The sequence below is a fragment of the Balneatrix alpica DSM 16621 genome (genome assembly GCF_000619885.1).
Lineage (GTDB): Bacteria > Pseudomonadota > Gammaproteobacteria > Pseudomonadales > Balneatricaceae > Balneatrix > Balneatrix alpica.
Map to the genome: position 1 here is coordinate 489,550 of NZ_KK211040.1, position 22,230 is coordinate 511,779.

At 53.5% G+C, this 22,230-nt stretch carries 22 protein-coding genes and 2 tRNA genes; 8 read left to right on the forward strand and 16 right to left on the reverse strand.

Features of this window, described 5'->3' with window-relative positions; genetic code table 11:
* Nucleotides 1-199 precede the first annotated feature (199 nt).
* Together Q334_RS0115080 and Q334_RS0115085 are read left to right on the forward strand one after the other, a co-directional pair.
* Complete coding sequence (locus Q334_RS0115080) at nucleotides 200-1,207, forward strand: HlyD family secretion protein (RefSeq protein ID WP_051527853.1); 1,008 nt, start codon at nucleotides 200-202, stop codon at nucleotides 1,205-1,207.
* Nucleotides 1,204-2,760 carry a DHA2 family efflux MFS transporter permease subunit gene (locus Q334_RS0115085; protein ID WP_027313940.1) on the forward strand — a complete coding sequence of 519 codons (1,557 nt, stop codon included), beginning with the start codon at nucleotides 1,204-1,206 and terminating at the stop codon, nucleotides 2,758-2,760. Before Q334_RS0115080 ends, Q334_RS0115085 begins: the two co-directional genes overlap by 4 nt.
* A gap of 330 nt (nucleotides 2,761-3,090) precedes the next feature.
* Here Q334_RS0115085 and Q334_RS0115090 read toward each other — a convergent pair whose 3' ends face one another.
* A complete protein-coding gene (locus tag Q334_RS0115090) occupies nucleotides 3,091-3,348 on the reverse strand; it encodes a hypothetical protein (protein WP_027313941.1) in 258 nt (85 codons plus the stop codon).
* Between the two features lie 850 nt (nucleotides 3,349-4,198).
* Nucleotides 4,199-4,275 (reverse strand) — tRNA-Met (locus Q334_RS0115095).
* Nucleotides 4,276-4,392: 117 nt separating this feature from the next.
* Between Q334_RS0115095 and Q334_RS0115100 the strand changes: the two genes are divergently transcribed.
* On the forward strand, nucleotides 4,393-5,574 hold the full coding sequence (locus Q334_RS0115100) for a PQQ-dependent sugar dehydrogenase (RefSeq protein WP_027313942.1): 1,182 nt from the start codon (nucleotides 4,393-4,395) through the stop codon (nucleotides 5,572-5,574).
* Between the two features lie 97 nt (nucleotides 5,575-5,671).
* Nucleotides 5,672-6,385, forward strand: coding sequence for a pirin family protein (locus tag Q334_RS0115105; protein ID WP_035461676.1), 714 nt, complete (start codon nucleotides 5,672-5,674; stop codon nucleotides 6,383-6,385).
* A gap of 13 nt (nucleotides 6,386-6,398) precedes the next feature.
* Here Q334_RS0115105 and Q334_RS0115110 read toward each other — a convergent pair whose 3' ends face one another.
* Together Q334_RS0115110 and Q334_RS0115115 are read right to left on the reverse strand one after the other, a co-directional pair.
* Nucleotides 6,399-7,256, reverse strand: a complete 858-nt coding sequence (locus Q334_RS0115110) for a DMT family transporter (protein WP_027313944.1) — start codon at nucleotides 7,254-7,256, stop codon at nucleotides 6,399-6,401.
* Between the two features lie 133 nt (nucleotides 7,257-7,389).
* Nucleotides 7,390-8,274: a MurR/RpiR family transcriptional regulator gene (locus Q334_RS0115115; RefSeq protein ID WP_027313945.1), complete on the reverse strand. Its 885-nt coding sequence runs from the start codon at nucleotides 8,272-8,274 to the stop codon at nucleotides 7,390-7,392.
* A 192-nt stretch (nucleotides 8,275-8,466) separates the two neighbouring features.
* Between Q334_RS0115115 and Q334_RS0115120 the strand changes: the two genes are divergently transcribed.
* The 3 genes from Q334_RS0115120 to Q334_RS0115130 all read left to right on the forward strand — a co-directional run bounded on the left by Q334_RS0115120 (nucleotide 8,467) and on the right by Q334_RS0115130 (nucleotide 11,203).
* On the forward strand, nucleotides 8,467-9,792 hold the full coding sequence (locus Q334_RS0115120) for an aspartate aminotransferase family protein (protein WP_027313946.1): 1,326 nt from the start codon (nucleotides 8,467-8,469) through the stop codon (nucleotides 9,790-9,792).
* Between the two features lie 13 nt (nucleotides 9,793-9,805).
* The gene (locus tag Q334_RS0115125) at nucleotides 9,806-10,381 is read left to right on the forward strand and encodes a carboxymuconolactone decarboxylase family protein (RefSeq protein WP_027313947.1); all 576 of its coding nucleotides are present in this window, start codon (nucleotides 9,806-9,808) and stop codon (nucleotides 10,379-10,381) included.
* A gap of 117 nt (nucleotides 10,382-10,498) precedes the next feature.
* Entirely contained in the window at nucleotides 10,499-11,203 is a 705-nt protein-coding gene (locus Q334_RS0115130; protein WP_027313948.1) for a YebC/PmpR family DNA-binding transcriptional regulator, read from the forward strand.
* A gap of 117 nt (nucleotides 11,204-11,320) precedes the next feature.
* Here Q334_RS0115130 and Q334_RS0115135 read toward each other — a convergent pair whose 3' ends face one another.
* The 5 genes from Q334_RS0115135 to Q334_RS20630 form a co-directional block, all read right to left on the reverse strand.
* On the reverse strand, nucleotides 11,321-11,869 hold the full coding sequence (locus Q334_RS0115135; RefSeq protein WP_027313949.1) for a biotin transporter BioY: 549 nt from the start codon (nucleotides 11,867-11,869) through the stop codon (nucleotides 11,321-11,323).
* 153 nt (nucleotides 11,870-12,022) lie between these two features.
* On the reverse strand, nucleotides 12,023-12,637 hold the full coding sequence (locus Q334_RS0115140) for an energy-coupling factor transporter transmembrane component T family protein (RefSeq protein WP_027313950.1): 615 nt from the start codon (nucleotides 12,635-12,637) through the stop codon (nucleotides 12,023-12,025).
* On the reverse strand, nucleotides 12,630-13,340 hold the full coding sequence (locus Q334_RS0115145) for an energy-coupling factor ABC transporter ATP-binding protein (RefSeq protein WP_211249552.1): 711 nt from the start codon (nucleotides 13,338-13,340) through the stop codon (nucleotides 12,630-12,632). The genes Q334_RS0115140 and Q334_RS0115145 overlap by 8 nt, the downstream gene beginning before the upstream one ends.
* 272 nt (nucleotides 13,341-13,612) lie before the next feature.
* Nucleotides 13,613-13,686, reverse strand: a tRNA-Met gene (locus tag Q334_RS0115150).
* A 387-nt stretch (nucleotides 13,687-14,073) separates the two neighbouring features.
* Nucleotides 14,074-14,487 (reverse strand): cold-shock protein, encoded by a 414-nt coding sequence (locus Q334_RS20630; protein ID WP_027313952.1) that lies wholly within the window; start codon nucleotides 14,485-14,487, stop codon nucleotides 14,074-14,076.
* A gap of 243 nt (nucleotides 14,488-14,730) precedes the next feature.
* Here Q334_RS20630 and Q334_RS0115160 point away from each other — a divergent pair, with 243 nt between their 5' ends.
* Nucleotides 14,731-14,934: a SlyX family protein gene (locus Q334_RS0115160; protein WP_027313953.1), complete on the forward strand. Its 204-nt coding sequence runs from the start codon at nucleotides 14,731-14,733 to the stop codon at nucleotides 14,932-14,934.
* A gap of 4 nt (nucleotides 14,935-14,938) precedes the next feature.
* Here Q334_RS0115160 and Q334_RS0115165 read toward each other — a convergent pair whose 3' ends face one another.
* The 7 genes from Q334_RS0115165 to adk form a co-directional block, all read right to left on the reverse strand.
* Complete coding sequence (locus Q334_RS0115165; RefSeq protein ID WP_081414479.1) at nucleotides 14,939-15,784, reverse strand: class I SAM-dependent methyltransferase; 846 nt, start codon at nucleotides 15,782-15,784, stop codon at nucleotides 14,939-14,941.
* 22 nt (nucleotides 15,785-15,806) lie between these two features.
* Nucleotides 15,807-16,115 (reverse strand): hypothetical protein, encoded by a 309-nt coding sequence (locus Q334_RS0115170; RefSeq protein WP_027313955.1) that lies wholly within the window; start codon nucleotides 16,113-16,115, stop codon nucleotides 15,807-15,809.
* A gap of 65 nt (nucleotides 16,116-16,180) precedes the next feature.
* Nucleotides 16,181-18,193, reverse strand: coding sequence for a methyl-accepting chemotaxis protein (locus tag Q334_RS0115175; protein ID WP_027313956.1), 2,013 nt, complete (start codon nucleotides 18,191-18,193; stop codon nucleotides 16,181-16,183).
* Nucleotides 18,194-18,238: 45 nt separating this feature from the next.
* Nucleotides 18,239-19,042 (reverse strand): undecaprenyl-diphosphate phosphatase, encoded by an 804-nt coding sequence (locus Q334_RS0115180; protein ID WP_027313957.1) that lies wholly within the window; start codon nucleotides 19,040-19,042, stop codon nucleotides 18,239-18,241.
* A 45-nt stretch (nucleotides 19,043-19,087) separates the two neighbouring features.
* Nucleotides 19,088-19,759, reverse strand: a complete 672-nt coding sequence (gene tsaB / locus Q334_RS0115185) for a tRNA (adenosine(37)-N6)-threonylcarbamoyltransferase complex dimerization subunit type 1 TsaB (RefSeq protein WP_027313958.1) — start codon at nucleotides 19,757-19,759, stop codon at nucleotides 19,088-19,090.
* A gap of 69 nt (nucleotides 19,760-19,828) precedes the next feature.
* Nucleotides 19,829-21,199, reverse strand: a complete 1,371-nt coding sequence (locus tag Q334_RS20160; protein WP_051527854.1) for a hypothetical protein — start codon at nucleotides 21,197-21,199, stop codon at nucleotides 19,829-19,831.
* Nucleotides 21,200-21,351: 152 nt separating this feature from the next.
* The gene (adk, locus tag Q334_RS0115195) at nucleotides 21,352-22,008 is read right to left on the reverse strand and encodes an adenylate kinase (RefSeq protein WP_027313959.1); all 657 of its coding nucleotides are present in this window, start codon (nucleotides 22,006-22,008) and stop codon (nucleotides 21,352-21,354) included.
* Nucleotides 22,009-22,230 lie beyond the last annotated feature (222 nt).

Sequence of the window (22,230 nt, forward strand, 5' to 3'; positions counted from 1 at the left end):
GCTTTTCACCTTGGCGCTAATGTTAGGCGGTATTGCTTATGCGATATGGGCACTGTCCAAGCTTATTAGGTGTGTTGACAGCAGCTATACCCACTACCGCTGCCACTTTGTTACCCAATAGGAACAGTACGTCTTTTATCATAAGACTAATCAAAATAAAGAAACAGCAGTAGCATGGCCCGCCAGTGTAGGAGGGTCTATGAAGAAGTGGGGCATTTTGCTGTTCATCACAGCCTTAGGCTTAGCAGCAGGCTATTGGTGGTATCAACAACAAGATCAGCAGAGCACCGATAATGCCTATCTGCGGGCAGACATTATCGCCATTAGCAGCCGTATTAGCGGTCAAGTCAAACAACTTGCCGTGACAGACAACCAGTGGGTTGAAGCCGGTACCCTGCTGATCCAACTAGATGATCAAGACCACCAGGTTGCCCTGGCACAAGCCCAGGCACATTTGCAGACTCAACGGGCTGCTTTAATCCACCTTGATCAGCGCTTGCGCGCACAACAACGCCAGATTGATGCTGCCGCAGCCAAACTCAATGCCAGCCAAAGCGAACTGGCTCGCAGCGAACAACAACTCCAACGTTTAGCCAAATTGGCCGGACAAAAGTTTGCCTCCCGTGATGATCAAGATGCTGCCGAACTCAGCCACCGAGGCGCACTTGCCCATGTCGCTGAGGCCAATGCCCAACTGGCAGTCGAACAAGCCCAATTACAAGTGTTAGAAGCCGAGCGGCCACGCTTGCAAGCTCAAGTCAGTGTAGCCGATGCGCTCCTGCAACAGGCTCAGTTACAGCTGAGCTACAGCCAGATCCGCGCGCCTCGCAGTGGCTGGGTAAGCAGTCGTCAGGTACAGCTTGGACAAAATGTCAGCCCTACAACGCGTTTACTCAGTTTGGTAACAACGCCTCTTTGGGTTGAGGCAAACTTCAAAGAAACTCAGATCAGTCGTATGCAGGAGGGGCAAACGGTTGAAGTCAGAGTCGATGCGTTAGTAGGCCAGCCACTGCAGGGTTACATCAGCAGCCTGGCAGGCGCCACGGGCTCCGAATTTGCGCTGCTGCCACCACAAAATGCAACGGGTAACTTCACCAAGGTGGTACAACGGCTGCCGATCCGCATCAACCTGGTGCCACACCCGGCTCTGGCGCAATTGCGTGCAGGAATGTCAGTCACCGCTACCGTAAAACTGAATCAACCATGAAAATAGCGCGACAGTGGCTAGCTATTCAGGGGGCTCTGCTAGGAGCCTTTATGGCCATCCTGGACATTCAGATTACCAACTCCTCCCTGAAAGAGATTCAAGGCTCTCTTGGGGCAACGCTAAGCGAGTCCTCCTGGATTGCCACTGCCTACCTGGTCGCAGAAATGATCGCCATTCCCTTAACCGGCTTCTTTGCCCGCTGGCTATCACCGCGACGCTATCTACTCTGGAATACTACCGGCTTTATTCTGGCCTCACTCGCCTGCTCCTTTGCCTGGAATTTAGAGTCGATGATTGTTTTTCGTGCTCTGCAAGGCTTTAGTGGCGGCGCTTTAATCCCCATGGCTTTTACCTTGATCATCACTCTATTACCGAAAGAGCAGCACCCGGTCGGTATGGCATTATTTGGCCTCACTGCTACCTTCGCGCCTTCAATTGGCCCCAGCTTAGGGGGATGGCTAACCGAAACCTTCAGTTGGCACTTCATCTTCTACCTTAATTTATTGCCGGGTTTGGCAGTTATGTGGCTGTTAGCCAAGGGTTTGGACAAACAAGCACGGGACGATACCCAACTACAAAACATTGATATCTATGGCATGCTCACTATGGCACTTGGCTTGGGCGCTCTGGAGATCGTGTTGGAGGAGGGAGCACGAGAGGATTGGTTTGCGGCTGACTTTATTCGCTGGTTAAGTGGCCTCGCCATGATCAGCTTGATTCTGTTTGTGCGCAGACAATTACGTCACCCTCAGCCATTGGTCAACTTGCGTCTGTTTGCCAATGCTGAATTTTGCAAAGCCTCATTAGCCTACTTTGCATTGGGTGCAGGGCTATTTGGTTCGATTTACCTGGTTCCTCTCTATTTAGCCCAAATTCATGATTACAACGCCCTGCAAATTGGCTTGGTATTAATGTGGGTTGGCCTACCGCAATTACCCTTATTTCCACTTATTCCCCGTTTGGTTAAAAAAGTTGACCCTCGCTATCTTGTCGCGCTGGGGTTTGCCGGTATTGCCTTGAGTATGTGGATGAATACCTCGCTATCTCCCCTTTATGATGGAGCATTACTCATCCCTGCCTTGCTGGTACGTGCATTAGCGCAACCTTTTATGATGGTGCCACTGTCGCTGCTCGCCACACAAAACCTGCGCCCAGAGGATGTTCCCTCTGCCTCAACACTGCTCAATGTGATGCGCAACCTTGGCGGGGCGGTAGGCATTGCGCTACTGGCAACTTTGTTGGAAATGCGAGGCCGTTACTATTTAGCGGAAGTAAAAAGCACCCTGATTGCAGGCAGCCAACCACTACTCGACTATGTCCAACAAGCACAAACTTGGCTTATGACCCAAGGCGGCTCGGCTGATCAGGCCTATAGCCTGATCACTCAAGAGGTGCAGCTGCAAGCCAACCTCCTGACGTTTAACGAAGCCTTCGCTCTGTTGGGAATTGTGCTATTTATCGCCGCCTTGACCGTGCTTAATATGCGCACCGCCCCTACTCAGGCCAAACACCTTAGCAGTAGTAATAAAGAGGAATGGGCGGAGGCTGCTTAAAGCAGCCGCCAAACTAACCATACGACTGCCCTAGAGTACAGTTAGAACAACTGAAAAATAATAAAACAATCCGTTATTTTGCGTAGGAAATCATTAAGCAAGCAGCATTCTCAGCCCTAGATAAACCAGGCAGTCTAAAATCTCGCCTCATTAAAATAAATGATCAACCTAAAGTAGGCTGTACTTTAAAAAGCATAGCCCCAAAAAATAATCTAAAAAACTGGACCATCTGCGCAACAGCAACAGCCAAAACAGAGCCTATCCAGATTGAGGGATATTCTGAATCTGCTTTACGCTATGCAACGACTCCAATCATTACATCAGGGTACTTTAAGCCCCTTGACGCTTATTTGCGTACGCCTGAGCTTCCTGCAACAGGCTACTAATATCCAAACTCATGGTTGAAGCAACTTTAAGCAAATCATTCTGCTGGGGGGTTAAAGGTGTTTTTGCTGCAACTGCGGCCATCTTTTGCCGTTGTTTAGCTTTCACCTTTGCCATCAGTTTATGGTAAATCAGCTCTAACTCTTCAACCGGCAGGGTATACAAATACGCCTCAATGGCATACCAGCTGGCTTTAATCTTCATGGAAGATCCTTTGTATCGACTTCGATTACTCACAATACGTTTAGATGATGCCTAAATGGCTAGCCTTGGAAGATATTCATCTCTATACGTCACATGGGGACGAGCGGTTCATCTTTCAATCAGACGGTGGCTTAAAGGCTCACCTTAGGCAGGATCATGGAAATAGCTTAAGGCAAAACCTGCCACTGAGCATTAGTAATTCTGCTATTGATACAAAATTCCACATAAGAGTGTGCTAATACGGCGTGATTGGAGGTTTTGTAACCAATCCCCCTCTACAAGTCACTTGGAGAAGTCAGACCAACCAAACTGCAATGAGTCCGCACACACATCGAACTTGCAGCCAACTTACGGAAGCACACTTCATACGACTGGCTTCGCCTACTTTTATAAAGTGCTGAGCCCGACGTGTTTTCTTTCGGCCCAAAAGCAAAAATGCCAGACCGCGTTAGCAATCTGGCATTTTCTAAATCTGGTTGCAGGGCCGGACTGGAACCGACGACCTTCGCCTGCGTTTATAAAGCGCTGAGCCCGACGTGTTTTCTTCCGGCCCAAAAGCAAAAATGCCAGACCGCGTTAGCAATCTGGCATTTTCTAAATCTGGTTGCAGGGCCGGACTGGAACCGACGACCTTCGCCTGCGTTTATAAAGCGCTGAGCCCGACGTGTTTTCTTCCGACCAAAAAGAAAAAATGCCAGACCGCGTTAACAATCTGGCATTTTCTAAATCTGGTTGCGGGGGCCGGACTGGAGCCAACGACCTTCGCCTGCGTTTATAAAGCGCTGAGCCCGAGCGCTTTCTTCGACTCAAATAAAAAACGCCCACCTTATGGTGAGCGCTTTTTAGAATCTGGTTGCGGGGGCCGGATTTGAACCGACGACCTTCGGGTTATGAGCCCGACGAGCTACCAAGCTGCTCCACCCCGCGTCATTGAGGTTGCGCATAGTACGCACCCATCCCTCCCACGTCAAGACTATTTTCGCTTTTCTGCCTAAATAAGCTAAGTTAGCTAGCAAAGCGCATCGACCAGGAAAGGAGTGAGTCATGTCAGGATTACGCCCAGTGTTAGGAGCAGCATTAGTCGTTACGAGTCTAGCCCTCAGCCTGGTTATTTCGTCTCCTCTTGCTGCTGAGACACCGCCAGACCGCCCCCTCGCCCATGGAAAAGTAATCAGCCAAGGCAACTCTGGTGGCCAAGACTTTGTGGTGGAACAACTCCTTGATAACCTCGGCACCCCTTGGGGCCTAGCCTTGATTGATCCTGAGCAACTCCTGGTCAGTAGCCGCGAAGGTCGACTACAGCGTATTAATTTGAGCAACCTCAGTGTTGAAAATATCAGCGGCCTCGCCGAGGTCTGGCACCAAGGCCAGGGTGGCCTGCTGGATATTGCTCCTGCACCTGACTTTGCCAGTTCTGCCTGGCTCTATTTTACCTATGCCAAACCCCTGCCCCAGGGGGCGGCCACCACGCTGGCACGAGCCAAGCTGGCTGGTAAACAGCTGCAGGATTGGCAAGATCTACTCGTCAGCAACAGCCATAGTAACAACGGCCAGCATTTTGGCAGTCGTATTGCGTTCGATGAGTCAGGTTACGTGTATTTTTCCGTGGGGGATCGTGGTGAGCGCCCCTGGGCGCAAGATCTTAGCCAACATGCGGGTAGCATTCTGCGCCTCAGGCTAGATGGCAGCATTCCTCCTGATAACCCCTTTAGCCAAACACCAGAGGCTGAAGCTGCACTCTGGAGTATTGGCCACCGCAATCCACAAGGGCTTAGCTATGACCCTGTCTATCAGCGCCTATGGGCCATCGAGCATGGCCCTCGGGGGGGCGATGAGCTCAACCTGATTCAAGCAGGACATAACTATGGCTGGCCTGAAGTATCCTTTGGTAAAGAGTACTGGGGCCCTATTCAGGTCGGCTCCGGCACCTCGGCCCCCGGCTTCACTGACCCACTCAAGGTGTACACCCCTTCGATCGCCCCCAGCAGTTTGCGTCTATATCAAGGCACGGCTTTTCCCCATTGGCATGGCAGTTTGCTGGCAGGAGCACTAGCCATGACCCATCTCAATCGCATCAGCCTGGATCAGGCCGGCAAGCCTAGCGGCGAAGAGCGTTTATTGGAAAATTTAGGGGAGCGTTTGCGCTCTCTGGAGATCAGCCCCCAGGGTTGGCTCTATATCGGCACCGACAGCGGCAAGCTATTACGGGTACGCCCCCAACCTTGAGAGCAACTTCAATAAACTTGACCGACACTGACTAATTTTATCAATTTTTATGTTTAAGCAAGATGGGTAGGCTAAGCACTATTGTCAGGAGGTGCTTATGTCTACCCATATCGAACTCATCCCCGCCGCCAGCCGGGGGCACGTCAATCTAGGCTGGTTGGACTCCCATCACAGCTTTTCCTTTGGCCATTACTATGACCCGCAACGCATGGGCGTCTCCGTGCTACGGGTCATCAATGAAGATCGGGTGGCACCAGGGCAGGGCTTTGCCACCCATGCCCACCAGGACATGGAGATCATCAGCTATCTCTTGGAAGGTCGCATTGAGCACCGCGATACCCTAGGCAATCGTCGTCAACTGCAGGCAGGTGAAATTCAAGTGATGAGTGCCGGCAGCGGTATCCAGCACAGTGAATACAATCCTGATCGCCAGGCGCCCCTGCACTTTTTACAAATCTGGATTCGCCCCCAGAGCAAAGGCATCCCTCCCCGCTATGCCGAACAGCGTTTACCCGAGCAAGCAGGCCTGCAACTGTTAGTCAGTGGGGATGGCCGTCAGCAGAGTTTAACCATCCATCAGGATGCCCTGCTCTATCAACTGCGGCTCGATGCCAAGCAGACACAACAAATACTGACGTTTAGTCCGGAGCGGCTGTATTTTATCCAGCAGGTTAAGGGGCAATTACAACTTGGCGAGCATCAGTTGCAGCCAGGTGATGGGGCGATTATTCGGGTTGATCATGCCACCAGCCTGCAAGCCCTGAGTCAGGAGGCCACTGCGCTGCTATTTGACCTCCCACTGCCAGCCTGATGGCCTACCGACACTAGCCACGGTAAAAACGATAGATCGCCAGCAACGTCAACCCTCCACCAACCCACTGCCAGGGGTGCAGGCTTTCCTGCAAGATTAAATAACCCGCCAGCGCGGTGATCAGAGGCCGTACCAGGGTCAGGCTGGCAAAGCGTTGCACCCCATGTAGGTTAATCAGCTGATACCAAAGGCCATAAGCCAAAATCGAAGAGGCAAGGGCGACATAGGCCACCGCCCCCAGGCTCGCCATATTCCAGTCCACTGTTTGCCAGTCAAAGTCGCTCAAGCTTAGCCAAAGCCCGCATAAGGGGGCGGTTACAGCTGCCGTCCAAAAATTGAGGGTATACACCGGCACCTTGGCTAAACGCCGCACCTGTAGATTTCCCCAAGCCCACATCAACTCACAGAGCAAAATCAATAAGGCACCAATTTGTATATCCGCCGTTGCCAATAACAGCGTCGGCCCTATCACGCCTAGCATCGCGAGTAGCAAAGCAGTCAATTGCCGGCGACTTAAGCGCTCCTGCAGAAACAAGTAAGCCAATAACATGGAAAGCGGCCCACCTAACAGCAGCAAAATTCCCGCTAAGGCACTATCAACATACTGCACTCCCAAGCTGAGCAATAAAAAGTGCCCTACCCCCATGGTAAGTGCCACCCGGATAACCGGCCAACGAATCCAGGCCTCTACCCGCCAAAACGGCCATAACAGTGCCGCCACCAAGGCAAAACGTAATGCGGTGAAAAGCACGGGGGACAACCCTGTCACTGCCACCTTCATCATCACCACGTTTAAGCCCCAAATCAGCACTACAAAGAGCGCTACCAACACTGGCCACTGCTGCACTAGCTGTCCTTTGCCCACCTGCATACATCACCTTTTGTATAAAGTATCCAATAAATATATTCAGAATAGTGCCTACCTAAATTTCAGCCTGACTCTGTTTGCGCATTTTAAGAGTGGCAAGCAAGCATGCCTTAGTTAAAAACGACTCCCGACACTGTTACAACACCGTCTGCAACTGTTCAATCAAAGCTTCACGCTGGCGCAGATTAGCCACGCCTTGCGGCCCTAATACCTGTGCGGTCTCAGCCAGTAACCCCTGTGCCAACAACATCAAGGCTGCCATGCTATTGCTATAAAACAGACTCTGCATCGGCACAATAAAATAATGACTCGCTAAGGATGCCAAGGGTGAACTGGCAGAATCAGTAAATGCAATGACCTCAATCCCCTGCGCAACGGCAACCTCTGCAGTGCGAATCACACTACGCGAGTAAGGAAAACAACTCACCACTAACAATACATCGCCTGCCTGTAACTGGGCCAATCCCTGCCCAACTCCTTGCTGTGCCCCATCCAACAAAGCAACGCCCTGTCGCAGCAAGCCCAGTGCATAGGCTACGAAGGACGCAACCGACGCCATTTGCCGCACCCCATGGCAACGTACCTGCGCAGCAGTGGCTAACCGCTCCGCACAATAATGCAGGGCCGTGGCATCCAGCTGCTCAGCAAGCGCACTTAGGTTGGCACTCTCCTGCCGAGCTAACCGGGTAAAGGTGTGCAGGCGCTCATCCTCACTGCCGCGATTGAGCAAATTCGCCTGATCACTGTAAAAGTGACGCCCCTCCGTTAGTTCACGACGAAACACCGCCTGCAAGTCATTAAACCCCTGGTAACCCAAGCGTTTGGCCAGCCGTGTCAAAGTTGACGCATTGACCGCTAATTCCTCAGCTAACTGGCTGATGGTGGATACCGCTACTCGCTGTGGACTTTCCAGCATGAGGGTTAACACCCGCCGGGTTCGCGCTCCCAACTCACCTCCCTGCTGTTGTAACCATTGCTGTAAGGCCACTAGGGTCTGAGGTGCCCCTTGCTGTATTGCCATTTCTCCCCCTTGCGTCCTGATGCCTGCTCCGACCCATCGATCTTATCCAGGCTGCTTTGCAGGTTAATAAGCATACCCCAATGCGCAAAGTAAAAATGCATTCAAACATCAACGCAAAAATATTTGCACAAACAAAACAATCAAATCTACAATGCATTCAGATTAATTTTTAACCACCTGTGGAGCCCTGCTATGAGCCACGTTTTCCATCGCAATCTGCGCCAATCCTATCCCACCGCCGTCAAAGGAGATGGTGCCTATCTAATTGATAGCGAAGGAAAAAGCTACCTGGATGCCTGTGGCGGCGCAGCGGTATCCTGCCTGGGCCATAGCCATCCCGCAGTGATTAAAGCGATCCAGCAGCAGGTGAGCAAACTGGCCTATGCCCATAGTTCTTTTTTTACCAGCGAACCCATGGAGCAACTGGCTGATTGGCTGATTGAGCGTGCACCCGCTGGGTTAGAGTCGGTGTATTTTGTTTCCGGCGGCTCCGAAGCGGTGGAAGCCGCCCTCAAGCTAGCCCGTCAGTATTACTTAGAAAAAGGACAGCCCCAGCGCCGCCATATCATTGCCCGTCGCCAGAGCTATCACGGTAACACTCTCGGTGCCCTGGCTACCGGTGGTAACGCTTGGCGTCGCCAGCCTTTTGAGCCGCTGTTGATGGAAGTCAGCCACGTCAGTCCCTGCTATGCCTATCGTGGTCAACAAGAGGGAGAAAGTGCCGAAGCCTACGGCCAACGCCTAGTGGCAGAGTTGGAACAGGAGATTCTGCGTCTAGGTAGCGACAATGTGATGGCCTTTGTTGCCGAGCCGGTGGTGGGTGCCACCCTAGGTGCCGTGACGGCGGTACCCGGCTATTTCAAAGGGATTCGTGCCCTCTGTGATCGCTATGGCATCCTCTTGCTGCTTGATGAAGTGATGTGCGGTATGGGCCGTACCGGCTACCTGTTTGCCGCCGAATATGAAGGCATCAGCCCAGACTTACTCTGTATTGCCAAAGGCTTAGGAGCAGGCTACCAACCCATAGGGGCGACTTTGGTCAGTGGTGAAATCGTCAATACCCTGCGCAATGGCTCCGGCTTCTTCCAGCATGGTCATACCTATATTGGTCACGCCACCGCCTGCGCGGCAGCCTTGGCAGTGATGAAAACGATTGAGAAGGATGAGCTACTGACTCAGGTGCAGCGCCTTGGCCACGGTCTGCATGAACGACTGCAAGCTCAGTTTGACCAACACCCTCATATTGGCAATATTCGCGGTCGTGGTCTGTTCTGGGGCCTGGAGCTGGTTGCAGATCGAGACAGCAAAGCTGCCTTTGACCCCAACCTGAAAGTGCATGCCAAAATCAAACAAGCCGCCATGCAAGCTGGGCTGATGTGCTACCCAATGGGAGGCACTCTGGATGGTCGCCAGGGTGACCACATCCTGCTGGCTCCCCCCTTTATTCTTACCGATAGCCAGTTGGATGAGCTGGTCGACAAGTTAGGCCAAGCCTGCCAGCAAGTGTTAGCACGCTAATTAAGGATCGATGATGCAATCACGACTCAGCAAAATTTCTCGCGAGCAACTTAGTGATGAACAACAGGCCATTCTCGACTCGATTCTGGCCAGCCGGGGCAACTTGGATGGCCCCTTCCTGGCTTGGATTCATAGCCCTGGTTTAGCTGGCCCCGCGCAACAGCTCGGCGCCTTTTGTCGCTACCATAGTCAGTTACCGCTACGCCTGTCTGAGCTGGCCATCCTGGTGACCGCCGCCTGGTGGCAATCCCAGGCTGAATGGCTGATTCACGCCCCCATTGCTCTGCGTGAAGGGGTCCCCCCTGAGGTTGTCGAAGCCTTACGCCTAGGACAGACGCCGCTATTTGCGGATGACGAGAGCGCGCTGATTTACCAAATTGGCCAAAGCCTCTATCAACACAAGCGTATTGCCCCTGAGCTCTACCTACAGGCAGTCAACTGCTTTGGCGAAACGGCCCTGGTGGAGTTAATTGGTATCTATGGTTACTACGCCCTGGTCGCCATGACACTCAATAGCTTCGACATGCGCCCCACCTCCTCTACCGAATTGCCGTTCGATGAGCCCGACACCACCAGCAGCTCAGACTAAGACGCGAAAAAACCGCCACAGAATTGGGAAATGCCCCTGCCTCCTTTATACTGGGTGCCCTTCGCGGCCTTGTGCCGCCTCCCAATCCTTACACTAGTTAGCAAAGAGAGAGTCCACATGGGTGCTCAATGGAAAGCCAAAGGCAAAAGCGAAGCGGCCAGCGCCAGGAGTAAAGTCTTCACCAAGCTGGTACGTGAAATCACCGTAGCCGCTCGTGGTGGTGCCGACCCGGACACCAATGCTCGCCTGCGCATGGCAATAGAGCAGGCCAAAAAGGCTTCTATGCCCAAGGACACTCTGGAACGCGCCATTAAAAAAGGCGCAGGTCTGCTGGATGACGGTAGCAACTACGAGCTGGTGACTTATGAAGGCTTTGCCCCTCACCAGGTACCCGTTATTGTTGAATGCCTGACCGATAACAAAAACCGTACTGCCTCTAATATCCGCGTTGCCTTCCGTGCAGGACAACTAGGCTCTTCCGGCTCCGTAGCCTGGAGCTTTGACTACCTGGGTATGATCGAGGCCATCGCCACCCAGGGTACAGACAACGCCGAAGAGGCCGCGATTGAAGCAGGGGCGCAAGACCTGGAAATCGGCGAAGGTAACGAAGTACTCTTCCTCACCGATCCCACTGACATGATGGCGGTTGCTTCTGCCCTGCCTGAATTTGGCTATGAAGTACAAAGCGCCAAGCTTGGCTATAAGGCCAAGAATCCAGTAAAGATTGATGACGAAACCGCCTTGGCCGAAGTAATTGCCTTCCTGGAAAAGATTGATAACGATGACGACGTCCAGAACGTCTATGTCGGCCTGGCGGAATAAGCCAAACGGCAGTTCACAGCCAACCGGCTGACTGTAAACGAAAGGGCGCCGCGGCGCCCTTTTCTGTTGCTATCTATGCCAAACTAAACGCAAGCCGCCCTACTTCCTCGTTAGCGACTAACCTCGTGTTGCCACCGCGCCCGGTAACCCGCGCACCACTGCTTGCGCGACTGCTGCGGTCAATAGCGCCTTCAAAAGATCACCAGGGATAAACACCGCCATCACCTTAGTAGCGTCCCACCACTCACGTCCTGTGACCAGTTTAAAGCCGGTAATCCCACACAGATAAAGCACCAGAATCCCGCCCAGCACAGAGGCCAGCAGTGCTTGGGGAAATACCGGCAAACGCTGCAGTGCCAAGGCGGCATATCCCGTTGCCCAAGCGGCCAACGGAAAGCCCAGCGCAAATCCCGCCGTCGGGCCAACAAACACCCCTAACCCTCCGCGACCACCTGACAATAGGGGCGCGCCCAAGGCCACCACAAAAATAAATAACGCCATCGCTAAGCCACCACGCCAGGGCCCCAGCATAATACCCGCCAGCATGACTCCCAGAGTTTGCGCGGTAATGGGAATCCCCGTCACAAAAGGAATCGGTGGAATCAGCCCCAACGCCGCCACTAACGCGGCATACAGAGCCACTTGCACCAAAGCTTTATCCTGCATTTCTCTCTCCTCAGCAGCGCTCAATCAGTCAATGAACCTGGTTAGTTAAGCTCGTCTATCATCCTCAACGGCAGTTTTCTCTCCCTGAGTTACTGCAGCAGATGCAACAAAGCCGGCTATTTCAGCCATTTTACTGGCAACAGACAAGTGCTTTTACTTAAACCCTTGAGTGGGAATGCCACCTCTGGCAGCTAAGGCTTCAGCTACCTGATCGCTCATGCGCAGAGTTTGAATCGTTAAAGGAATAGCCAAACGCCATAATTGATATCCCCCGCCGCGTGCCTGCCAAGCCGCATGCAAGTGTTGCAGCACCGCCAATAACACCGGCACAAAGCGAATAAACAGGCTGATTGCAAAAGCAAAGCGGGCAGGCTGCCATCCCATCCAGGCCAAGGGGGCAAACAGTGGCGTCAACGCCGCCAACATCGCCTCCAAAGTGGTCGTTAAGCTAATCAGATTGGCCAGCAAAACCAGCACCAACATACGCAGCAGCAAGATCAGTGCACTGTTCCAATCCAACAACCAGCCCTGGAGCAAGAATATCAGCCCAAATAAAGGAGCAAGCATCTGCAACACACGCCGCAGTTGCAAACGGCCAGGACTACCCAGTCTGCAATAAGCCCAGAGTGTCAGCAGCTGCAGTCCAAGTAATAAAGGCAATATTGGCCATTGATACAGCAAGATGCTGAGCCCCAACAAGGCCGCCAGCTTCCAGCCGGCCGCCACACTGTGCAACCAGGAAGGGCCCGGCAAATATAGACTAAGCATGCCCCAGCCCTTGACTAGCCAGTTGCTTCGCCACCCGGCTATATTCTGGTAGCACCTCGGCAGGGGGGCCATCAGCACGAATACGCCCCTGATCCAGCCAAATGATACGCTCGAACTGCGCCAAGGTTTCTAACTCATGACTAACCATTAATAACTGCTGAGGCAGCCCCAACAACCAATCCAATAAGTAGTAACGACTGGGTAAATCCAAGGCAGAGAAAGGCTCATCCAAAACCAACAGCTTCGGTTCCATCAGCAATACCGCCATAATGCATAGCCACTGCTTTTGACCATCCGATAACGAATGCACCGGTCGCTCCAGCCATGACAAACGTTGATGCTCAGCCAGCAACTGCTCAACCCGCTGCTGTCCCTCCGCCTTACTCATGCCTAGGTTAAGCAAACCAAAACGCAACTCCTCCCCTACCGTAGGAAAGAGCAGTTGATGATCCGGATTCTGAAAGATAAAACCGACTTGGGCAGCCATCTTGGCGGGCCCCTCAGCGGGATCCAGCCCCTGTACCCGCACCTGACCACTGCTCGGCAGCAACAGACCATTCAACAGCCGCAGCAGGGAACTCTTACCCGAGCCGTTGTAACCAATCAGTCCAATACGCTGCTCATTTAACTGCAAACTGATGTCATCCAACACCAGGCGTTTATCTCGCTCCAGCCTGACCTGGGTTAACTCAATAACTGCCACCGGACTTATCCCACCAACGCTTAGGAGGCGCCATTAAATACCAAGCGTGTACTAGGTTCTATAGCCATCTTGGGCTTGGTGGGAAGGATTTGCTCAACTTGCATCCCTCAGTCCATATCACAGCCATGGCAAACGCCCCCGGCACTTTAGAACGCTTGCGGTACCGTGCTGAGATCATCGACCTTCCTCTACTATCAAGTTCTAGGCTCACGCGCTTTCTTCGACTCAAATAAAAAACGCCCACCTTACGGCGAGCGCTTTTAAGAACCGGGTTGCGGGGGCCGGATTTGAACCGACGACCTTCGGGTTATGAGCCCGACGAGCTACCAAGCTGCTCCACCCCGCGTCAATGTGGGGCGCATATTATTGATCTTATTAGACTTTGTCAAACCCTATTTCATCTTTCAGTGAATAAAGGAGTTATCCCCAGAAAACTTGGATAGTCCTGTGCATAGATTGCAGATAACCCCTTGATGAAGCTGATCAACTAGATGCACCCTTTGTCCTGCCAAACAAGCTTATCCTCATAATGCTAGGCACAGAGCTGTGGACAAGCTCTGGGATAAATCAAAAAAAATCATTAAAAACAATAAGTTAAAAACAAAGCGCAGTTTTTAGCCAACCTGCCTAACGTGGATAAACCCCTTCATTCTGTCCACCCCTGGAGAAGGCTTGATAAAAAAACGGCCACTGGGGCCGTTTCTTTGCTTACTGGGCTTTGACTAGCAGGCTGTTAACGCAGCACAGATACATCTTCCGCCTGTAAGCCTTTATCGCTTTCCACGACATGAAAGCGAACTTTCTGCCCCTGCACCAGGGTGCGGTGACCTTTGCCACGAATAGCACGGAAGTGCACAAACACATCCTCGCCATTTTCCCGGGTAATAAAGCCAAAACCTTTGTTGACGTTAAACCACTTCACCTGACCGGGTTCACGGGTATCGTTTTCGTTATCTTCTTCAAAGGTTGGCCCTTGGTTGATTACCTGAGTCAGTACACTGGCAATACTGGCCAGGACCAAACCAATTAACCATACGGGTACAAAAGGAATACTAACATCAGTGAGCACCTGCTCTAACAACAAGGGCAGTGGCAGGGTAGCCAGGGCACCAATAACCAAGCTGAATAAAATGTTTTTTGGAGTCATTGCGTCTCTCTTACTTACCAATAAAAGGATGAATCATACCTGGATCGCCGCCCGGGACCCTGGTTAGTTAAGCAACCAGGGAGAACAGTGGCAGGGGCATTGAGCAAAGTGTGCGGCCAATGAGTCCTGTCTTCTGCATACTTACTAAGGGGTTACCCTGTAACCGGTAATCAAATAGCCCTGCGGCGCGCCCTTACTATACAATCTCGGGCTCTAGACGCAACTTTCCTATGGGTATTGACCATGTTAGACGAGCGCTTAACTGACCTGGAAACCCGGGTGGCTTTTATCGATGACAGTCTGCAACAACTCAGCGATGAGATGGCGCAGCAACAACGCCAGTTGGAGCTGATTCAACGCGGCCTGCAGTTAGTCCAACAACAGATGAAACTGATGGCTGCCCCAGTGCGCGGAGCCGAGGAGGAAACCCCTCCCCCTCATTACTGATGCGCTAAGGCAACTCCGCACTATCCAGGCTACGCAGGGCGTATACATCAAAGCGCCCTGACTTACCTTCCAGACTGAGGCTTGGCGGCTGTCCCGCCAGGCAAGGGGCCTTACGTGGCCGTTTGACGACCACCCGACAGGGCTGCCAGGCTAGCGCGACTGCCAACAACGCATCCGCATCCCGATCAGCTCCTACCAAGGTCCGGAACGCCTTCATATCTTTCTTCACCTCAGCGCTCTTCTCCGTATGCGGGAACATCGGATCAAGGTAAATCACCTGGGGTGCGGGCGCACCTTGCTGGGCCTGTGTGTGCATATAGTCGTATGCATGGGCTTGCAGGAGCTGCATACGTGCCGTAATAGGTGCCACCTCCGGGTCTTGCTGAGCACGCTGCAGACCATCCTGTAATAAGGCCAACACCACAGGATGACGCTCCAGCATCTGTACCTGACAGCCGAGAGCCGCCAAGACAAAGGCATCACGGCCAAGGCCCGCAGTCGCATCCAGCACCTGGGGACAACGCTGCCCCTTGACGCCAATGGCTTTCGCGATTTGCTGCCCCGCTCCACCACCATACAACCGGCGATGGGCCAATGCCCCCTCGACAAAATCGACTCGCACCGGACCCGGTGCCTTGCGCCCTCCCTGCTGAATCGCCAATCCTTGCGGGTGTACCCACAATACCTGCTGACTGGCCTCCAGCTGATCCGGCGTCTGCACTGGCAAACAGGGCAATTGCAGTTGGGCCGCCAAGGCTTCGGCCTGTTCAACCCACTCGGCAGAGTAGGGCAGCACCGCTGCCGGAAAGCTCCAATCTGGCTGGAGACTGTTTACGGGGGAATACGGCATGATTGTGTCTGCAGGCATGTTCTTAGGCATAGGTATCTACCCCAACCAACTCAACAGAATTGGTCGGGGTCATGGCTTTAAAGCCTGAGGTGGTGACATAACTACTAAGGGCTTCCCAGCTGCGCCGGGAGAGCTCAGGGGCGATGGCAAATAATCGGGCAAAGGCTTGGCGCTGCTCAGGATCATCCGCCACGCGGCGGGTTTGCACACTCTCCTGAACGGGCTGGGTTGCCGGGGTCTGTTCCGCCTGCGGGCGATACCCCTGCTGCCGATTAGGCCCTTGGCTTTGCCCTACCCGCCAATCCTGATTCTGATATCCGTTAACCCGCATGGCCATTCCTCACACTAGGGCGCTCAGTGTACTGAGATTAGCACCCTATGATAATAGCCAAGGTCTTACAGCTTGAAACGCAGCATCAGCTCATTCAAGCCAGAGGCACGCTCTTGCAGGTCTTTAGCCAGGGCAGCGGTTTGCCTGGCCACTACCGCCGTCTGCTCGGCATTGGCGGATATACTGCTGATATTGCCACTCAGATCATCCGCCACCGAGGCTTGCTGTTTAGCCGCCTGGTCGATTTGCTCATTCATGGCATTCATCCGCTCAACCCGCTCGTTAATGCTGGCCAGGGTTGTGCCGGTTTGCTGAATATCCGCCGCGCTACGCTCCGCACTGCTACGGCTAAGCTGCATGACCTCCACCGCCTGTTCAGTGCCCTGCTGCAGATGGCTGATGGTCTGCTGAATTTCCGCAGTAGACTGCTGAGTGCGTTGTGCCAGATTACGCACTTCGTCCGCTACCACAGCAAAGCCACGCCCCTGCTCACCGGCACGGGCCGCTTCAATTGCCGCATTTAGCGCCAGCAGGTTAGTCTGTTCGGCAATTTCACGAATGACAGAAGAGACTTTACCGATATTTTCCACCGCCTGGGCCAATGCCTGGATGGTTTCCGCGCTGCGACTCACCTCCTGACTCAGACCTTCTACCGCCACGACCGTCTTACTGGCTACCTGATGACCCTGACGGCTGAGACCATTGGCCTCTAATGCGGTTTCCGCCGCCACCGCGGTATGATTCACCACATCCCGGGCACTGGCGGACATTTCTTCCATCGCTGCGGCCAGGCTCTCGGTATCCTGCTTTTGCGCCTGCACCCCTTGCAAGGTAGAAGCCGCCCCGGTGCCTAACTCCGCCGCAGCCTGATGCACCACCTCTGCCGAGGCCCGCACTTCCTGCACCAACTTGCGCATCCCCAGGGTCACTTCATTGAGCCCTTCTCCTAGACGTCGCATCTCATCCCGCGTTGTTACCTCCATGGTGTGGCTCAAGTCCCCCGCAGCCAAGCGCCGGGCACTACTGACAAAGCTCGCCAGGGTACGGGTGGTATTGCGGTAAAAACCACCAAACAGATACACCGCAATCAACACCCCCAGCAGGGTCATCGTCACCGCCAGACCACGCTGCCACTGCTGCGCACTAAGACGCTGTTCGAGTTGCTGAGCCAACAGGGGTAAAGCCTGCTGATAGGCTTCCATAATCGCGGTGATGGTACGGGTGCCCTCATCAAATACCGCCGTAGAAGCCACACTGATGCTGCTGGCCTGCAGCAGTTGCTGATCGATTTGCGCCACGTAAGTCATCGCCGCCTGATTCGCCTGCATCAGGCGCGCCCCTAACTCAGCCTGTCCGGCAAAGCTTTGCTGCGGCAGCTCTTCCAACTGGCGTAACTGCGGCAATAAATCCTCAATCCGAATCATCAGGCCACTGATATAGAGTTGTGATTCCGGGGTAAAACTACCCGCCGCAGCCACCCCCGAGGCCTTGCCACGCAGTTGTCCTAATAAGTCCACCAAGGTCGGTAGCGTGACTCCGGTCTGACTGATCAAAAATGTCATCCCGGCATCCGGGTCCTGCGCCAAGCCGTAGTAACGAATCAGGCGACCGTTAAGGGCACGTATCTGCGCCGCCAAACGATTATGACGTTCAAATATTTGCGCCGGACTCTCTTGGCTAAGTTTTGCCTGCAGATTCTGCCAGGACTGATTCAGAGCCTGCACCTCGGTGGCAATCGCGGTAGGGAGGCTATGCTGTTGCCCCTGTAGGGTATTCAACTGACTGCTGAGTTGCTTGCGCTTGTCTTCCACCTGAGCCCGCACAGCTTCGTTACCATGCATTAAGGCATTATTGAGGCCACGGTGCTGACCCGTCAGCACCGTAATCGGTGCCAGCTCCTGCAGCCACAACATACCTAGCTGCTCCTGCTGGCTGCGGCTAATCGAGCTATTAATCAGCCCCAAATAAGCCATCAGGGTCATCATCAGGGGCGCAAGAAACAGCAAGGCAATTAAACCAAACTTTTGCGGATAGCTAAGGCGCGCCATCAGAGCGGCAGCGGGGCGGAACAAAGACATAGGGCTCCTCCATGACAAGGAGCCCGGAGGGATGAGCGTCCTTGCTTAGGTTCCGAAGGCGATAACCAACAGAACAACACCTAGTACTAGGCGATAAATCACAAAGGGCAGCATGCCGATTCGGTCAAGCCACCCCAGGAATAAGCGAATACAGATATACGCGCTCAAAGCGGACAGGATAATTCCCGCCAACAACTCCGACCAGTATACGGAGGTGGTAGATTGCAATAATTCCAAAGCCTTATAGGCCCCTGCCGCACTGATCAAGGGGATCGAGAGCAGGAAAGAAAAACGCGCCGCAGCCTGACGTTCAAAACCAAGAAACTGTGCGGCTGTCATGGTGATACCGGAACGGGAAGTGCCGGGAATCAACGCTATCGCCTGCGCCAACCCGATCAACAGGGCATCTTTTAAACCCAGTTGCGTCAAGGTACGGCTGCGACTGCTGCGCATATCTCCCCACTGCAGCAACAAGCCAAAGAAAATAGTGGTCGCGGCAATCACTAGGATAGAACGCAGGTGTTGTTCAATTAAATCATCCAACAACAACCCTGCAATCACCGCCGGTACCGTGCCCAAGGCCACCCCCCAGGCTAGCCAACCCTGCTGGCTTTGCTGTCCCGTACAGCTGCGTAACCAGGCCTGAGCCAACTCAATGATTTCCCGGCGGAAGTACCAAACGATCGCACTTAGCGTGCCCACATGGACGGCCACATCAAAGGCCAGTCCCTGATCCGGCCAACCCAATAGCTGGGAGGGCAATATCAGGTGGGCAGAGCTGGAAATGGGCAAAAACTCGGTCAAACCCTGGATCACCGCCAGGGAGATAATTTGCAGCCAGGAGAGCATGACAGAAATGTCCTTAAGATGTGCTCAGCAAATAGGCACAGCACCTCAACCCTTATTGGATTGATGCGCCACTTGATCCCTGATGTAAACCGGTAGCGCCTGCTCCGGCAAGGTGCGCACTCCTTGCTGCCAGTATGCTTCTGCCAGCACCGCAATATCCTGTGCCTGGGGATAGACATCCTGCTCCGCCTTGAGCTCCGCCAGCTCTTTGGCAAAGCGCTGACGATAAGCCCAGCCACTGCCCCAGCCGAAAGCCTCGCTGGGTCCGGTGACCTGCTCCGGCGGCGTTACCTGGGCCTCATTTAAGGCGCTGGGTAACGCTGCCCGGCAATCAAACAACTGCCAGTAGACTTCATCCATGCGTGCGTCGATGGCCACCAGCACCTGCTGTGCCTGACGCTGACGTTTAGCTGCCAGCGCTAATGCTTCCAAGGTTGAGATTGCCAATAGGGGTTTATCCACCCCCAGCGCCAAGCCCTGGGCTACCCCTGCAGCAATACGAATCCCAGTAAAGGCTCCAGGCCCACAGCCATAGGCCAGTGCATCCAGATCCGTCAGCTTAAGCTTGGCCTGTTGCAGCAACTGCTCCACCATCGGTAACAGCAATTGCGCATGCTGACGCGGCACCAGGCGAAAATCTTCATAGACCTGACCCTCCACCAGCAGGGCCACAGAACAGGCTTCAGTCGAAGCATCCAGGGCAAGAATAGCGCTCATAACCACTTCCATCAGAGTGAGCCGGCATTCTACCCCAAGCCCTGCACAGCGTCAGCACTTGCCCCTGCACTAGGCCTCGGTATCCAAACCTGTGCTACTCATTCGCACACCGGCACTGATGTTGAGCTGCATATTGAGATAGATGGATTGGCTGCGTGCCTGCAGTTGCTGTTTCTGATAATGATCCGCCGCTGTGGCAGGCCGTTGCTGCAAACGCTTGGCCTGTTGTTCCTGTTCAAGCTTTTGCTGCTCCTGCAGGGATTCACGCAGACGCTTCAGCTCTGCAGTCAGCTGTGCCAGAGGATCTTCCTGTTCCTCTTTACTCTCCTGGCTGGGTGCACTCACACCACCGGCCTGCTCACGCTCCTGCTCAAAACGCTCACGTAGCGCATCCAGGCGCTCCAGTAGTTTATCCAGATCGGGCCCCAGCCCTTTCCCACCCCGAGCTTTGTCTTGACGGTGCTGGGCAATGGCCAGATCAATTTGATAGAGCCCGCCACTGCTACCATCCTCACGCAAATAGACCCCTGCCCGCTGTAACTTACCTAAGAGCCCATCTTCCCCACGAAAGCTAAAGGGTGTCGCTACACTACCCAGATAAATGGCCCCGACTCCAGCGTCCTTCAGACTCTGTAAGCTACCTTTTCCCTCTCCATCGGGTTGCCAGATTTGTAGCTTGGCGAACAACGGATCATTTTCATCCAACCATCCGTTGCCATCCTCATCCAACGCCTGCAAGTCAGCAAAACCATTACCGGACTTCACCCCAAAGAGTTCAGAACCGTCATTGATTTGGCCATCTTCATTACGATCCAGCACCAGTAGCCCCATGCCCGCTCCTGGCACTGCTAGCTGTTCTTTGCTGCCATCACCATCCAAATCAAACGAAAAGCGCATTGCCCCCAAACTCGGCGGCACATTGCCCAGACTGATCATCAGTGGATCCTGCAAACGTACACGCTCTTGCCTGGCACTGACCGACTCAAAGGTAAAGCTGCGACTCATACTGAGTTGGAAATCAAAGCTGATCTCACGCCCGTCCGCCGTGCTGATATTGCCACTGGCAGCAAAGCTAAAGCTTTCCTGCTCATGGTAATAGGCATACTCATACACACTGAGTTGACCTGGACCTCCGCCCTGGTCCTCACGCAATGCGCTGGCATCCGCCCGTACCTGTACTGACTCACGGCTAAAACCCGCCATCACCTCTGCGGTAAAGTGCTCAAAGGCTTGGGTACTTTGCTGCGCCCCAGAATTAACCTGACTGGCGCCGGTTAAGCTGGCCTGTTGCTCGGCACGCCAACGCTGCTGTGCCTGCTCCGAAAGAAGAATGGAATTAAGATTAGCCAGATTACTCTGACTGTTAGCTTGTAACTGATGCTCCAGCTTGTGCTGCCTACTCTGGCTGCCCAGGCTCATCAGCGCCTGTTGAATTTGCATGGCCCTGCCCCTGATAAAGATTGCCTCAAGGCGGCTATCGGCCAACCACAACAAAACTGGACATTTATTAACCAACCAATAGCGCCAACTTGCTGGAGCGCTACAAACAACAAAGGGCCACTTGGGCCCTTTGTCATTACCAATCAGTACGCTTAGCCTGCCAGCTTAGCCAGTACCTGATCGCGGATATCTTCTACTGAGCCGACACCTGCAATGTAGTTATATTGCGGAGCTGCCGTCGCATCGGCTGCCGCCCAATCTTGGTAATAACCTACCAGTGGCGCGGTCTGATCATGATAAACCTGCAGACGCTTACGCACGGTTTCTTCTTTGTCATCTTCACGTTGAATCAGAGCTTCACCGGTCAGATCATCGACTCCCTCTTGCTTGGGAGGATTAAAAACAACGTGGTAAGTGCGGCCAGAGGCTTCGTGAATACGACGACCACTCATACGCTTAACGATTTCTTCATCGTCTACGTCAATTTCTACGATATGGTCAATTTTCACACCAGCCTGTTTCAGCGCTTCGGCCTGAGGAATAGTACGGGGGAAGCCGTCAAACAAGAAACCATTGGCACAATCGCTCTGAGCTATGCGCTCTTTCACCAGGGCAATGATCAAGTCATCAGATACCAAACCACCACTAGCCATGACTTCTTTCACTTGCAGACCCAGAGGGGTACCCGCTTTAACTGCTGCACGCAGCATATCGCCGGTAGAAATCTGCGGAATGCCGAAGTGCTCGGTAATGTAACGTGCCTGGGTACCTTTGCCGGCCCCGGGGGCCCCCAACAGGATTACACGCATGGAGTTTCTCCCAATTTATTTAAAATTCTTTTGTATTTCCTAAAGCACCATCATGACCGGGCTTTAGGTGGCGTCCGCGCCTTCCTGACCTTCATCTAATAAAAACAAAGAGTTAGCAACCGCTTCTGGGGCGCTAGGACGCAGAAGTGTCGACAATCAACACAACGGAATGGGCCTGACCTTAACGGGTCAGGCCCATTTGTGCAATACGACCTTGCGCTT

Bases quoted from the DNA above. Each gene is read 5' to 3' on its own strand.
- Q334_RS0115140 (WP_027313950.1), bottom strand. From the start codon at position 12,637: ATGCTTAGTCTATATTTGCCGGGCCCTTCCTGGTTGCACAGTGTGGCG.
- Q334_RS0115125 (WP_027313947.1), top strand. From the start codon at position 9,806: ATGCAATCACGACTCAGCAAAATTTCTCGCGAGCAACTTAGTGATGAA.
- Q334_RS20160 (WP_051527854.1), bottom strand. From the start codon at position 21,199: ATGCAAATTCAACAGGCGCTGATGAGCCTGGGCAGCCAGAGTAGGCAG.
- tsaB (WP_027313958.1), bottom strand. From the start codon at position 19,759: ATGAGCGCTATTCTTGCCCTGGATGCTTCGACTGAAGCCTGTTCTGTG.
- adk (WP_027313959.1), bottom strand. From the start codon at position 22,008: ATGCGTGTAATCCTGTTGGGGGCCCCCGGGGCCGGCAAAGGTACCCAG.
- Q334_RS0115160 (WP_027313953.1), top strand. From the start codon at position 14,731: ATGTTAGACGAGCGCTTAACTGACCTGGAAACCCGGGTGGCTTTTATC.
- Q334_RS0115180 (WP_027313957.1), bottom strand. From the start codon at position 19,042: ATGCTCTCCTGGCTGCAAATTATCTCCCTGGCGGTGATCCAGGGTTTG.
- Q334_RS0115090 (WP_027313941.1), bottom strand. From the start codon at position 3,348: ATGAAGATTAAAGCCAGCTGGTATGCCATTGAGGCGTATTTGTATACC.
- Q334_RS0115080 (WP_051527853.1), top strand. From the start codon at position 200: ATGAAGAAGTGGGGCATTTTGCTGTTCATCACAGCCTTAGGCTTAGCA.
- Q334_RS0115115 (WP_027313945.1), bottom strand. From the start codon at position 8,274: ATGGCAATACAGCAAGGGGCACCTCAGACCCTAGTGGCCTTACAGCAA.
- Q334_RS0115120 (WP_027313946.1), top strand. From the start codon at position 8,467: ATGAGCCACGTTTTCCATCGCAATCTGCGCCAATCCTATCCCACCGCC.
- Q334_RS0115085 (WP_027313940.1), top strand. From the start codon at position 1,204: ATGAAAATAGCGCGACAGTGGCTAGCTATTCAGGGGGCTCTGCTAGGA.
- Q334_RS0115165 (WP_081414479.1), bottom strand. From the start codon at position 15,784: ATGCCGTATTCCCCCGTAAACAGTCTCCAGCCAGATTGGAGCTTTCCG.
- Q334_RS0115170 (WP_027313955.1), bottom strand. From the start codon at position 16,115: ATGCGGGTTAACGGATATCAGAATCAGGATTGGCGGGTAGGGCAAAGC.
- Q334_RS0115100 (WP_027313942.1), top strand. From the start codon at position 4,393: ATGTCAGGATTACGCCCAGTGTTAGGAGCAGCATTAGTCGTTACGAGT.
- Q334_RS0115110 (WP_027313944.1), bottom strand. From the start codon at position 7,256: ATGCAGGTGGGCAAAGGACAGCTAGTGCAGCAGTGGCCAGTGTTGGTA.
- Q334_RS0115105 (WP_035461676.1), top strand. From the start codon at position 5,672: ATGTCTACCCATATCGAACTCATCCCCGCCGCCAGCCGGGGGCACGTC.
- Q334_RS20630 (WP_027313952.1), bottom strand. From the start codon at position 14,487: ATGACTCCAAAAAACATTTTATTCAGCTTGGTTATTGGTGCCCTGGCT.
- Q334_RS0115130 (WP_027313948.1), top strand. From the start codon at position 10,499: ATGGGTGCTCAATGGAAAGCCAAAGGCAAAAGCGAAGCGGCCAGCGCC.
- Q334_RS0115175 (WP_027313956.1), bottom strand. From the start codon at position 18,193: ATGTCTTTGTTCCGCCCCGCTGCCGCTCTGATGGCGCGCCTTAGCTAT.
- Q334_RS0115135 (WP_027313949.1), bottom strand. From the start codon at position 11,869: ATGCAGGATAAAGCTTTGGTGCAAGTGGCTCTGTATGCCGCGTTAGTG.